This is a genomic window from Terriglobia bacterium (genome assembly GCA_020072645.1).
Classification (GTDB): Bacteria; Acidobacteriota; Terriglobia; order Terriglobales; family Acidobacteriaceae; genus Angelobacter.
Genome location: JAIQGK010000012.1, coordinates 197,702 through 210,028, shown reverse-complemented (window position 1 = coordinate 210,028; position 12,327 = coordinate 197,702). Strand labels below are relative to the sequence as shown.

General features: G+C 55.1%; 14 protein-coding genes. 8 read left to right on the top strand and 6 right to left on the bottom strand.

Features of this window, described 5'->3' with window-relative positions:
• Nucleotides 1–137 precede the first annotated feature (137 nt).
• From LAO76_17355 to hslV, 5 genes are all read right to left on the bottom strand, one after another.
• Nucleotides 138–1,289, bottom strand: a complete 1,152-nt coding sequence (locus LAO76_17355) for a fibronectin type III domain-containing protein (protein MBZ5492692.1) — start codon at nt 1,287–1,289, stop codon at nt 138–140.
• A 98-nt stretch (nt 1,290–1,387) separates the two neighbouring features.
• Nucleotides 1,388–2,062 carry a CADD family putative folate metabolism protein gene (locus LAO76_17350; protein ID MBZ5492691.1) on the bottom strand — a complete coding sequence of 225 codons (675 nt, stop codon included), beginning with the start codon at nt 2,060–2,062 and terminating at the stop codon, nt 1,388–1,390.
• Between the two features lie 163 nt (nt 2,063–2,225).
• Nucleotides 2,226–3,623 carry an ATP-dependent protease ATPase subunit HslU gene (gene hslU / locus LAO76_17345; GenBank protein MBZ5492690.1) on the bottom strand — a complete coding sequence of 466 codons (1,398 nt, stop codon included), beginning with the start codon at nt 3,621–3,623 and terminating at the stop codon, nt 2,226–2,228.
• A 149-nt stretch (nt 3,624–3,772) separates the two neighbouring features.
• A complete protein-coding gene (locus LAO76_17340; protein MBZ5492689.1) occupies nt 3,773–4,186 on the bottom strand; it encodes a DUF3052 domain-containing protein in 414 nt (137 codons plus the stop codon).
• A gap of 5 nt (nt 4,187–4,191) precedes the next feature.
• On the bottom strand, nt 4,192–4,818 hold the full coding sequence (hslV, locus tag LAO76_17335) for an ATP-dependent protease subunit HslV (protein MBZ5492688.1): 627 nt from the start codon (nt 4,816–4,818) through the stop codon (nt 4,192–4,194).
• 133 nt (nt 4,819–4,951) lie between these two features.
• On the opposite strand from hslV, the gene LAO76_17330 reads away from it, so the two are divergent.
• The 4 genes from LAO76_17330 to LAO76_17315 all read left to right on the top strand — a co-directional run bounded on the left by LAO76_17330 (nt 4,952) and on the right by LAO76_17315 (nt 6,971).
• On the top strand, nt 4,952–5,227 hold the full coding sequence (locus LAO76_17330; protein MBZ5492687.1) for a hypothetical protein: 276 nt from the start codon (nt 4,952–4,954) through the stop codon (nt 5,225–5,227).
• Between the two features lie 126 nt (nt 5,228–5,353).
• Nucleotides 5,354–5,743, top strand: a complete 390-nt coding sequence (locus LAO76_17325; GenBank protein ID MBZ5492686.1) for a thioesterase — start codon at nt 5,354–5,356, stop codon at nt 5,741–5,743.
• Nucleotides 5,744–5,887: 144 nt separating this feature from the next.
• Nucleotides 5,888–6,535, top strand: coding sequence for a hypothetical protein (locus LAO76_17320; GenBank protein ID MBZ5492685.1), 648 nt, complete (start codon nt 5,888–5,890; stop codon nt 6,533–6,535).
• A 31-nt stretch (nt 6,536–6,566) separates the two neighbouring features.
• Entirely contained in the window at nt 6,567–6,971 is a 405-nt protein-coding gene (locus tag LAO76_17315; GenBank protein ID MBZ5492684.1) for a helix-turn-helix domain-containing protein, read from the top strand.
• 107 nt (nt 6,972–7,078) lie between these two features.
• Here LAO76_17315 and LAO76_17310 read toward each other — a convergent pair whose 3' ends face one another.
• Nucleotides 7,079–7,675 (bottom strand): hypothetical protein, encoded by a 597-nt coding sequence (locus tag LAO76_17310; protein MBZ5492683.1) that lies wholly within the window; start codon nt 7,673–7,675, stop codon nt 7,079–7,081.
• 2 nt (nt 7,676–7,677) lie between these two features.
• Here LAO76_17310 and LAO76_17305 point away from each other — a divergent pair, with 2 nt between their 5' ends.
• From LAO76_17305 to secF, 4 genes are all read left to right on the top strand, one after another.
• Nucleotides 7,678–8,886, top strand: a complete 1,209-nt coding sequence (locus LAO76_17305; protein ID MBZ5492682.1) for a tRNA guanosine(34) transglycosylase Tgt — start codon at nt 7,678–7,680, stop codon at nt 8,884–8,886.
• 192 nt (nt 8,887–9,078) lie between these two features.
• Nucleotides 9,079–9,381 carry a preprotein translocase subunit YajC gene (yajC, locus tag LAO76_17300; GenBank protein MBZ5492681.1) on the top strand — a complete coding sequence of 101 codons (303 nt, stop codon included), beginning with the start codon at nt 9,079–9,081 and terminating at the stop codon, nt 9,379–9,381.
• A 13-nt stretch (nt 9,382–9,394) separates the two neighbouring features.
• Nucleotides 9,395–11,017: a protein translocase subunit SecD gene (secD, locus tag LAO76_17295; protein ID MBZ5492680.1), complete on the top strand. Its 1,623-nt coding sequence runs from the start codon at nt 9,395–9,397 to the stop codon at nt 11,015–11,017.
• 19 nt (nt 11,018–11,036) lie between these two features.
• On the top strand, nt 11,037–12,239 hold the full coding sequence (secF, locus tag LAO76_17290; protein ID MBZ5492679.1) for a protein translocase subunit SecF: 1,203 nt from the start codon (nt 11,037–11,039) through the stop codon (nt 12,237–12,239).
• Nucleotides 12,240–12,327: the final 88 nt, after the last annotated feature.

Below are 12,327 nucleotides of genomic sequence, written 5' to 3'. Positions count from 1 at the left end.
CGCCAAGAGCAGGGCCTGTATCAATTACGATTGAGCTTACAGGCCAGCTAATGAGGCTAGCTTACCCATTGCAGGACAGTCAAATCAGTGATTGCCACAGCAGTCTCGTCCGTCAGGATGGGCGCGCGCCCGCTCTCTTAATCTTTCGGTACGGTTTCCGATGTTTCTTCTGACTTGCCGCTTTCATTGCCGCGCAGGTCAACGGCCGTGACGGAATAAAAATATTTCATTCCCGGCTGGACTCCCGGATCGGCAAAGCGCGGCGTCTTGACCAGCTCTGAATTGATCTTTACCGGCGATTCATTTTCACGGTGACGATAGATGTTGTAGCCTGCCAGGTCAGGTTCAGTGTTGGCGGTCCATGTAATGTCGATGAAAGAATTCTGTGCCGCAGGGCTATAGACGGCCTCAATCCCTGAAGGATTCGCTGGCGGGAATGAATCGTGCGCCAACACATCGACAACCGGTGAGTCCTCGCCTTCGATTTCGCCTTTGCGATTTTCATCCTGCCACACCGTGACGGAAACAATCCAGTACTGGTAACTCTTTTCCCATTCAATGCCCGTGTCGATAAAGCTTGCAGGGTGGTCACTGACATTAAGTTGGGTCACCAGCACAGGATCTTTTGCGCCCTGCAACCGCCGCATCAGCTTATAGACATACTGCGTTTGCGGATTTGCGACTGGCTGGGCAGAGCCGGATTCCTCCCAACTGATCATCACCCCGGTAGGAACCGCCTTTGCCGCTACCTTCTGGGGCGGCGGCAGATTGGGAGCCAAGGGTACGGAAACGCGGTTCGGCAGTCCAAACGATTTTCCGTTGTGGCCCTCCGCCAGCACCGTGTAAACCGCGAAGTCAGGGCCGCCGGAATGTAAAACATTCGTCAACGTGTCTCTAGCGGTAGCCTGGTCACCGCGACCCTCTTTCAAGGTAGGCTGCAAAGGCAACTCGGAAATAGTCTGGAACACAAGGTCTGAATTCGGTCCTGACCGCAGTGCGCGTTGCACCAGCATCTTGCCCGGCTTGCGAATCAATTCGCCATCGCTGGTTTCAGTTGGCGTGGTCCACGTCAGCGTGACCGTGTCTCCTTTGCGAACGGCCTTGAGATCGCCCACAAATCGAGGAATGTCTGCCGACGGAGGCAGCGGAGCGCCTGGGACGCCGCAGCCGAGAAGAGTGGAGAGGGCGAGGATAAGGATGGCTGCATGAAATCCCGAACCCCGCGACTGGAAGCCTTGTGCGGTGTTCGCATTGTTACAAACGAGGGGGTGAGGGATCGCTATGGCCATGAAGATTCGAATTGAAATCTTATCAGGCTGGCCGTTTCCGGAAATCCCCGAACCCTGCTGTTGCAAGCCTGGGCCGCTACCGCAGGGCGCAATGCCAACTAATTACTTCTAGCCGATCTCTGCCGTTCAATGCCGTCCAGTACCCGCCAGAGCGCCAGGGCAATTCTTTCCGCGGCTTGCAGCGCCTTCGTCTGGCCATCAGCGTCACCATGCACCTGTTTTTCCAGTTGCTCGTCCCACACGCGCGCATGGTGCACGTCCGCCGTTTGATGGACGGTGAAGTAAGCGCAGGTTCTGGCATCAGCGCCGTACATCTCCAGCAGGCCTCGGGCTTTTTCCTGGGCGATCCGTGGCACCTGCGATTCATACGCGTAAAAAGCAGCCAGCCCCTCTGCGGCTGAGCCCTCGCGGGCAACATTCTGGAAGGTATCAATCAAATCCTGGATCTCCGCAAGCGGCTGCTCGCTGGACACGCGGGCGCGGTCCGCTCCCATACCTTCCGCAAAATCCAGCCACAGCTCTGCGTGGCCGTCTTCCCCGGCCCGGTTTTCAGCTACGGCCTGCATGAGTTCACCGTCGAGCTGCGGACGCGACTCAAACATCTCAAGGTAATCCGGAAACGCCGCGACATGATGAAAGTACTGCATGGCGTAGAAGCGAAGGTCTTCGCGCGTGAGTTCGCCTTTGGCCCAAGCCTGGTAAAACGGATGCGTCAACAAGTCGTGCCGAACGATGCGCGCATGAAGCTCTTTGCGGAATTCCTGAGTATTCATCATTATTCCTTTTAACTTTAATCGTGGTACAGCAGGATACGCGAAGCAATACGGACGGTTCAACTGCCCTACGCGGAGTGAGCTACTTCTTTCCCAGCAGGACTAATAACCCCTAAGGTCCTTCGCGGCGATAGTGATCCCTCGCGTCGCTTCAAGGATAAGGTCAGAGGATATACCGCGATAAATCCTGGTCCTTCACGATATCGGCCAGCATTTTCTTCACATAGTCGGCATCCACGTTGACGCCCTTCTCTTGCATGTCCGGCGCGTTGAAGCTGATTTCATCGAGCACGCGCTCCATGATGGTATGCAGCCGGCGCGCGCCGATGTTCTCCGTGGCTTCATTCACCTGGAAGGCGAAGCGGGCAACTTCATCAAGCGCTTCGCGCGTAAACGTCAGCTTCAGGCCCTCGGTTTCCAACAGCGCCGTGTACTGCTTTACCAGTGAAGACTTTGGTTCAGTCAGAATGAGAATGAAGTCTGACATGGTTAATGATTTCAGCTCCACGCGGATCGGAAATCGTCCCTGCAATTCAGGGATGAGATCGCTCGGTTTGGAGACGTGGAATGCGCCGGCCGCAACGAACAGGATATGGTCGGTGCGCACCATGCCGTAGCGAGTATTGACGGTGGTGCCTTCCACGATTGGCAGAATGTCACGCTGCACGCCTTCACGCGAGACATCTGGCCCGTGACCACTTTCGCGTCCGGCGATCTTGTCGATTTCGTCAAGAAAGATGATGCCGGATTGCTCCACGCGCTCCACGGCCGTGCGCGTTACCTGGTCCATATCGATCAGCCGCGATTCTTCTTCCTGCACCAGATACTCAAACGCTTCGCTCACTTTCATTTTGCGCTTCTTGGTGCGCTGGCCAAAAATATTGGGCAGCATGTCCTTGATGTTGATGTCCATCTCTTCAACGCCCTGGTTGGAGATGATTTCAAACGCAGGCGTGGAACGTTCGCGCACTTCCAGCTCCACCATGTTTTCGTCGAGTTTGCCCTCACGCAACTGGTTGCGCAATTTTTCCCGCGTGCGGGAAGTCGAGCTTTCTTCAGTGACCAGCGCAAACCCGGCGGTGGAATTTGCGGCTGCGGGCGTTGACGGCAGCAACAGATCGAGCAAGCGCTCTTCCGCCTGCGCCTCGGCTTTTTCCGTGACTTCTTCCAGTTTTTCCTCGCGAACCATATCGATGGCGATTTCCACCAGGTCGCGGATCATCGATTCAACGTCACGGCCAACATAGCCGACCTCAGTGAACTTGGAAGCCTCGACCTTCAGGAACGGAGAATTGGCAAGCCGGGCGAGGCGGCGCGCGATCTCAGTCTTGCCCACGCCGGTCGGGCCGATCATGATGATGTTTTTGGGCATAATCTCTTCCGCAATGTCAGGCGGAAGCTTCTGCCGGCGCATGCGGTTGCGCAGCGCAATGGCCACGGCGCGCTTGGCGTCATGCTGGCCAACTACGTATTTATCCAATTCAGAAACAATTTCTTTGGGGGTAAGATCGTCCAGCAGGACGTCACTTTCTTCGGCCACGCTGGGTAGATAGATTGCCATGGGACTATTACTCCTGTCGCTTCGCTCCAAACCGCTCTAACATTCTCTTGCGAAACAAGTGGCTCAGCCTTGCGCCAAGCCGCTCGGCGGCCACGGGCCTCGCGGCTTGGTTCGTGTCTAGCCGATTCGGTTTGGCTAATTGCTAGATGCTATTTGCTCTTCCTGTCCTTCACACGAATCACAAACTTCAATCCTGACCACGTTTCGTCGATGGCGCAAACTTTTATGTCCACCAGCCCGCATTCAAGTCCCACGCGGCGGACAATATCTTCCGTCAGATCGGTTGGGCGTCCGCTGGCTTTCTTGGGCCAGCCGATCCACAGCATGCCATCGGGAACCAAAGCTGCGGAGAGTCGCGCGAAATCTTTCTGCAATTCGGCCAACCGGTCAGTGAAATAAACAATAACGTTGGCATGGCCAGAAAGCCTGTCCGCGCTTTGCGCGCCGTCAGGAAGCTTGCCCAGATCCTTAACAAAGCTGGCTGGGTGATTGCGCAGGATGATCCGGTGACCGGGCTTGATCCCGATCTTCTGGATGAGCGGCGTTCCTGAATAGCCTGCCATAGGCTTTAACGTGCCGGGGCTGATGTGCCCGCCTTTTCCGGAACCGACGAGAGCTCCTCAACGGTGACATTGTCATTGGTGAAGATGCAGATTTTCCCGGCGATCTTCATCGCCTCTTCGGCGATCTTGCGCGCCGGGAGCTCAGTGTTCTCAATCAGGGCGCGGGCGGCGGCCAGCGCGTAGGATCCTCCGCTGCCGATGGCGGCCACGCCGCCGTCCGGCTCAATTACGTCTCCGGCACCGCTGATGAGGAAAGTCAAAGTGTTGTCGGCAACGAGCAGCAGCGCTTCCAGATGGCGCAGCATTTTGTCCGTGCGCCATTCCTTGGCCAATTCGACGGCCGCGCGCCCCAGGTTGCCGTGATACTGCTCCAATTTGGCTTCAAAGCGAGCAAATAGTGAGAAGGCGTCTGCGGTCGAGCCGGCAAAGCCGGCCAGAATCTTATCGCTATAAAGCCGGCGAATCTTGCGCGCCGTATGCTTGATTACGCCTTCGCCCAGCGTGACCTGGCCGTCGGCGGCCATGACCACACTATCGCCACGGCGCACGCACACTACCGTGGTGGAGCGGATTTTTGCCTTGTTGGCTGCAAGCTGTTTTGTTGCGGAATTTACTGATCGCTTTGATGGCATGAGGACAATTCTTAATTATACCGCTATATAGATTGCATCGCCCGCATCATGGACTCATGCCTCTTTTCAGGTGGGCTGCGTGGCTGGGCGGCGCATCCAAGAGTAGGATGTACAAGCAAGCCGAGGAGGAAGCATGTTCAAGAGAGTCAAGACACTGATTGCGGCGTTTGTGATTTTGTCGTTTCTGAGCGGAGCGGTGCCCGCGCGGGCGATGGATCGCGATCACGATGACGACAGACGGTGCGAACAGCAGATCCGCAATGCGGAGCGCAAGTTGCACGACGCGGAACGCAAGCACGGTGAACACAGCCGCCAGGCGCAAAACCGCCGCCGTGATCTGGAAAACGTGCGCGCGCGGTGCCATCGCGATCGGGACCACGATCACGATCATGACCATGACCGCCGCTAAATTCCGCTAAGTGAAGAAGTGATTGATGCTGTGCGATCTTTACATTGGGCCAGGCTCCTGCCGTCTGGCCTTTTCTTTTTTCCAGCGACATTTTTCCCGCGAACGGCGATTTGATAAATTCTCTGCATGGCAAAAAAGGTCCCTCTGGGTATTCGCGGCGAGGCGCAAGAAACGGTGGAGCACAAGCACACGCTCCACCATCACCATGACAAGCTGCCGCCAATTTATTCCACGCCCAACATGATTGGGCTGATGGAGTGGGCTGCGGCAAACGCCATGCTGCCTTTTCTGGATGAAGGCGAGATCAGCGTGGGCACGGCCATCAACATTGAGCACCGCGCGCCTACCACGATTGGCGACCTGGTAAAGACCGAGGCGGTGCTGGAGTCGCACAACGAGCGGTTCTACATTTTTCGCGTGACCGCGCACAACGGCAAGGCCGAGATCGGGCGCGGGACGGTGACGCGGGCCATTGTGAATCCGGCAAAGGTCGCGGAGCGGCACGCCAAACGTTGATATGGCGAACATGGATTTTCTTCTGAAATCCCGACCCTGAGCTTGCCAAAGGGGAGGGATCCATATGATCACAAAGGGCCTTGGTGATTTATAGGGATCTCTCGCTCCGCTCGAGATTTCAGAAAGAGAATCTGGGGAGACAGCTTGTTCACAGGACATTACAGCTTCAGCTTCGCTGGTAAATCTGCAGAAAAGCGCATTCCCCTCTGGCTGCTGTTCCTCGCTGTGCAGTGGATCGATGTGATGTGGAGCATCTTCGTTCTGCTGGGAATTGAGAAGGTGCGCATCGTCCCCGGCATCACCGCTTCCAACGCGCTCGATCTCTATTACATGCCTTACACGCACAGTCTGCTGGGCGTCCTGTGCTGGTCGGCGCTGGCGTATGTTGTCTGCCAGTTCGTTCCAACTCTTCGCGGCAAACACACGGGATTGATTGTGGCTGGCGCGGTCTTCTCCCACTGGATTCTCGACTTGATCGTCCACCGGCCCGATCTTTCGCTTTATGACAGCGTGGGCAAGATGGGATTTGGATTGTGGAATTATCGCGGTGCCGCGTTTGCGCTGGAGATGGCTGTGTTGTTCGGCGGCGCGGCGATGCTATACCGAACTGCGGCGCATAGAGGTCGGCTCATTGGATTTGTTGTTTTCCTGGCGGCCTTGCAGGTCTTTGGAACGTTCTTCTTCCCGCCGCCACCCAGCGATCACGCCGCTGCGACTACGGCGCTGGTTTCTTACAGTGTGCTGGCGCTGGTGGCGTGGTGGGTGGATGGAAGTCCTGCCACACAATCCTAAATTGAGTAGTACACGAAAGGAGGATGGAAAAATGAGTGCTCTAGCCGTTAAGACGCCAGAATATGCGAAACTACTCGCCCAAATCTTGCCGGGCGTTATCCATTCTGAAGATGAAAACGACCACTTCATTGCGGTCCTTGAGAAACTGGAGCATCGCAGTTCAAAATGGAGCAAGGCAGAAGCAAGGCTTGCCGAGCTGCTGACACTGTTAATTGAGAATTTTGAAGACAAAAATTATCAGCTTAAGGCGTCAACTCCAATTGAGGTTTTGCAGGAGCTGATGGAATCAAACGATCTGAAACAAAAGGACCTGGTTGACATTTTTGGCGCTGAAAGCACGGTGTCAGCAGTACTGAATGGCAAGAGAGACATGACGCGGGAACATATTAAGCGTCTCAGTAAGCGTTTTCAGGTTTCGCCGGAAGTTTTCTTCTAGACTTTTCCTGAACTTATGGACTTCTGTTCTTCTGGCGTTCTTTCCGCCGCCGACAAAGCGATCATGCAGCCGCGAACACGGCGCTGGGCTCTTACATTGTATTGGCGCTAGCGGCGTGGTGGGTGGATTGAAGGTGTTGGCTTCGGTTCCTGTCTGCCGCGGATCAATCGAATGATCACCCGCAAAAGTCTTAAGAAAGGCATGACACGTCTATATCGTTTTTGAAAGGCGATTGTCAGCTTCTTTTCCCATCCTTCTGCAACATCTTCTCTCTCTTTAAACTCGGGGCGCCTTGTTTTGTGAAGGTGATGACCAACCTCATGGAAGAGGACATGCCCAAACAGGAAAAAACCCACAAGGGGAACATGTGCCCACCAACCTGGCGCTTGAGCCAGGATTTTATCCACATAAAGCTCAATGCTCGCAGGCTGGCCCTTCCAAGTCTGGCGATAAAAGCCAAGTACTCTCGATACCGGATACCTTCGGCCCCGGCTCAAGAATTTTTTGCGCCGACCCCGGCGCGCCAACTGCGCTTGGCTCGTTAGAATTATGCTGCCTAGTCCATGCAGATACTCCGGATCGATTGAGTCCAGCAGCTTCTCGATAATCCTACGGACGTTCAGGTTTGGCTTGAATTCACCGTAGTGCTCATGAATTGGAATTTGGGGTTTCAAAGGGTTGGCGATCCAGAGATTTTGTACCATAGATTCTTGTGTCCCTTCCCTTCACAATCCAGGCCCAAGCCGGCCCTGCCCGTCAGTCGGTTATTCACACCGCTCATGGCCCGGTAGAAACGCCTGCATTTATGCCAGTAGGCACAGCGGGAACGGTGAAAGCCGTTCCACAGGACATCCTTGAAGACCTTGGCGCGCAGATCATTCTGGGCAATACCTACCATCTGTATCTGCGGCCGGGGCATGAGCTGGTGCGCAAATTGGGCGGACTGCACAAGTTCATGAGCTGGGAGCGCGCTTTGCTAACCGATTCCGGCGGCTTCCAGGTGTTCAGCCTGAGCGAACTGCGCAAGGTGAAGGAAGAGGGCGTAAGTTTTCGCTCGCATCTGGACGGCACGTCGCACCTGTTTACGCCGGAGCGGTCGATGGAAATCCAGATAGCGCTGGGAGCCGATATTGTGATGGCGTTCGACGAATGCACCGAACATCCAGCAGAGCGCGAGAGGGCGCGAGAGTCGATGGAAATGACTTTGCGCTGGGCCAAGCGGTCGAAGGATTATTTTGAAGCACACAAGCATGAGTGTCCGTGGAGCCAGCAAATATCTGCGGGGCAGACAACTGAACGGACTGGATCGGGGCATCGGGACATCGGATCATCAGGACATCGGAAACCAGACGCGCCTGCCCTATTCGGCATTGTCCAGGGAGGCATGTACGCGGATTTGCGGCGCGAGTCGGCCGAACGGACAGTAGAGCTGGATTTTCCCGGTTACGCCATTGGCGGGCTGAGCGTGGGCGAATCGCGGGCCAAGACCATGGAAATGATCGCCACTGTGCTGGAGCTACTCCCAAAGGACAGGCCGCGCTACGTCATGGGTGTGGGGTATCCGGAGGAAATCGTACAGTACGCTGCCATGGGAGTGGACATGATGGACTGTGTGCTGCCCACGCGGGCTGCGCGGCATGGTTTGCTATTCACCTCTGAGGGAAGAATCAACATCAAGAACGCGCGCTATGCGCAGGACCAAGGCCCGGCCGACCCTAAATGCGCCTGCCGGGTCTGTGCGCGATACACGCGTGCTTACCTGCGGCATCTTTTCGTTTCAGCAGAGCCGCTGGCCGGCGTGCTCAACACGGTGCATAATCTCGCGTTCTACCTTGACACTATGCGTAGTGTGCGTCATGCTATAACGCTTGGGGACCTCTCAGGAATACTGTCAGGAAGTGTGTCCTTGACCTGAGCTCCCTGATTCAAGCGTCAAGAAGAGCAAACCTCCGAAATACTCCTGCACCGGCATGTCATGTGCGGAGTCCCAGGCGGGATTTGATCAGCGGTCACAATCAGGGTATAGGCTCTCACACTCCTGAGAGGCGAGTGTGCGTGCGGCTGTGAAGGCAATCATTCTAGAATAATGATGAATAACGCAATAACTATGTTTCTGTTTCAGGGCGGTAGCGCGGGCGGCGGCCTGGGCATCTTCCTGCTGCTTCCCCTGCTTTTTATTTTTGCCACATTTTATTTCCAGCAGCGCAAAACCAAGCGCTGGCAGGAAGTATTGAATAGCGTGAAGAATGGCGACCGGGTGACCACCAGCGGCGGAATCCGCGGACTGGTTATCGCGCTCAAGGATGACGCCGTGCATCTGCGAGTTCCGCCCGACAATTTGCGGCTGGAAGTGGCAAAAGCGTCAATTACCTCCATCAATCGTGAAGAAGAAGAAAAGAAACCATCGTAAGAGTGTTTAGGACATGCAGAAAAACTTACTTATAAAAACCGGAATCATTGTCGCCATCCTTCTAATTTTTGTTTATGGCATGCTGGGCCCCAAACTGCTTAGCGGAGCCGGATTCAAAGCGGCGCTTTTGGATCGTATCCATCTGGGTTTGGATCTGAAGGGCGGTACACACCTGATTCTTCAGGTGATGGTGAATGACGCTGTTGGCGCACAGTCTGACCACGCCACGGAAATTCTGAAAGACGAGTTGCAAAAAGCCAAGGTCAACTATGCCGATGTCGGCAAGCTGGATAACCAGCCGGAAAAAGTAGTGATCAAGGGTGTTCCCCTGGATGCGTCTTCAACCGTGCGCGGGATTGTAAGCGACCGCCTGCCGGAATATGACGTGGCTGCCGGGCCGGACAACAGCTGGATCCTGACCATGAAGCCTCAGCAACTGGCTGATTTGAAAGATCGCACGCTGGAACAGTCGATTGAGGCGATCCGCACCCGCGTGGACAGCCTGGGCGTGAGCGAGCCGCTGATCCAGAAAAATGGACTGGGTGACAACCAGATTCTGGTCCAGCTTCCCGGCGTGGACGATCCGGGACGCGTGAAGGAAATTATCCAGTCAACGGCGCGGCTGGAACTGCGTGAAGCGCTTGATCACGGCCAAAGCTACCCCACTGAAGCAGCGGCGCTTCAGGCCCATAACGGCATTCTGCCGGCGAATTCAGTAATCATGCCGAGCAAACCGCGCAGAGGCGAGCAAGAAGGCGGCTTCATTATTGTGAGCCGTGTCCCTGTGGTGAGCGGAACCGACATTCGCAGCGCCGATCCAGGCAATAAACCCGACACGAACGAGCCGATCGTTAACTTCTACCTGACGGCGGCAGCGGGCAAAAAGTTTGGGGTGTTTACCGCAGCGCATAGCAAAGACAGCGCCGATCCCAGCAATCTGGCTATTGTGCTGGACAACAAGGTAATTACGGCTCCTTCCATCAACGGGCAAATCAACGATAGCGGCATTATTGAAGGCGGATTTACAGAAGAGAGCGCTAAAGATCTGGCCATGCTGCTGCGCTCCGGAGCGCTGCCGGCCAGCCTCCATTACCTGACGGAACGCACCGTTGGTCCATCGCTCGGGGCCGACTCCATCCGCGCAGGCGTCAAAGCCGCGATTGCCGGAATGACCGCCGTCCTGATTTTCATGCTTATTTATTACCGTGGCGCAGGCGTCAATGCCGATCTGGCGTTAATTCTGAACCTGGTAATCCTGCTGGGCTTTATGGGGTTCTTTGGCGCGGTGCTTACGCTTCCCGGAATTGCGGGCGTGATTCTCACTGTAGGTATGGGCGTGGACTCCAATGTGCTGATTTTTGAACGCATTCGCGAAGAGTTGCGCAGCGGCAAGGCCGCTGCCGCCGCTGTGGACCAGGGCTTTGATCGCGCCTGGACCACGATTCTGGATACCCACGTCACGACCATTGTTTCCGCATTGATTCTGTTTTTTGTGGGCACTGGGCCAGTTAGCGGATTCGGTCTTACGCTGATTTTCGGCCTTCTGGCCAACCTGTTTACCGCGGTTTTTGTTTCCCGCGTCATTTTCGATGCTGTCCTCAGCCGCAAGGGGCGAGGCGAAGCTTTAAGCATTTAGTTCAAAAGGTCAAAACAAAGTGGAATTTTTTCGCAATACAAATATCGATTTCCTGGGTAAAAAGTGGTATTTCCTCAGCTTCTCGCTGATATTCAGCATAGCTGGCATCCTTTCCATGTTGTTCTGGCACGGCATTCCGCTGGGCGTGGACTTCCGCGGCGGCACGCTGGTGTACGTGAAGTTTGTCAACACGCCAAATGTGCAAACGACCCGTGCTGCCCTGGACAAGGCCGGACTGCACAACGCGACGATCCAGCGCTATGGCAATCCCGTCGATAACGAAGTGGTGATCAAGCTGGATTTGAAGGAAACCAGCGAGGCCGATCTTTCCAAGGGCAAGAACCAGATTATCAACGCCCTGGAAACCAATCCCGTTCCGGGCAAAGAGAACATCAATAACAGTGACAGGATTGGCTTTACCGCCGTCCGGGACGCTTTATTGGCCGCCGATCCTTTGCATGCCGAGCCTACGGAATATGATCGGCAGGCACGCCGCGTGCTGGATTTCCGCGATAAAGAGCATGGCGGTGTAATTAAATCCATGGACGACCTGAAGGGCGTGGTTCCGGACGCCGTTCTGAATGCACTAAAACAGGCCTTTTACACCAGTGATTTCGGAGTTCGCAGCGCTGATATTGTTGGCCCTCAAGTGGGCAGCCAGTTAAAGAAACAGGCCACACTCGCTGTGTTGTTTTCACTGGTCGCCATGCTGGTGTATCTGTGGTTCCGGTTTGAGATGATCTACGGCGTGGCCGCGGTAGTAGCGGTTTTTCACGATACTTTAATCACAGTGGGAGCGTTCTCCTTGACGAATCAGGAGATAACCCTTACTGTTATCGCCGCGATTCTAACCCTTGTTGGTTACTCCATGAACGATACCATCGTGGTGTTTGATCGCATTCGAGAGAACGTAAAGATCATGCGGCGGGAGAGTCTGGCGGAGATTGTAAATAAGAGCATCAACCAGACGCTGAGCCGGACGATCCTGACTTCAGGACTTACATTCCTGACGGTGCTCTCGTTATATCTTTTTGGTGGCGAAGTACTTCACGGGTTTTCCTTTGCCCTGGTAGTCGGCATCATAATAGGTACGTATTCGTCGATTGCCGTAGCAGCTCCCATGCTCGTGGCTTATACGGAATGGCGTTCAAAAAGCTCAGGAAGAGGAGCAATTCCTCTTCCTACCCAAGGCGCGAAGGGCAAAGTTCGCGTAAAAGTATAGGGCCGGAAAATTTTCCGGTTGTTGGGAGCAAAACTAGCAGTCCCGGTGTCCAATATGTTAATCGCTTAGTCCCCCTAGGATTGGAGAT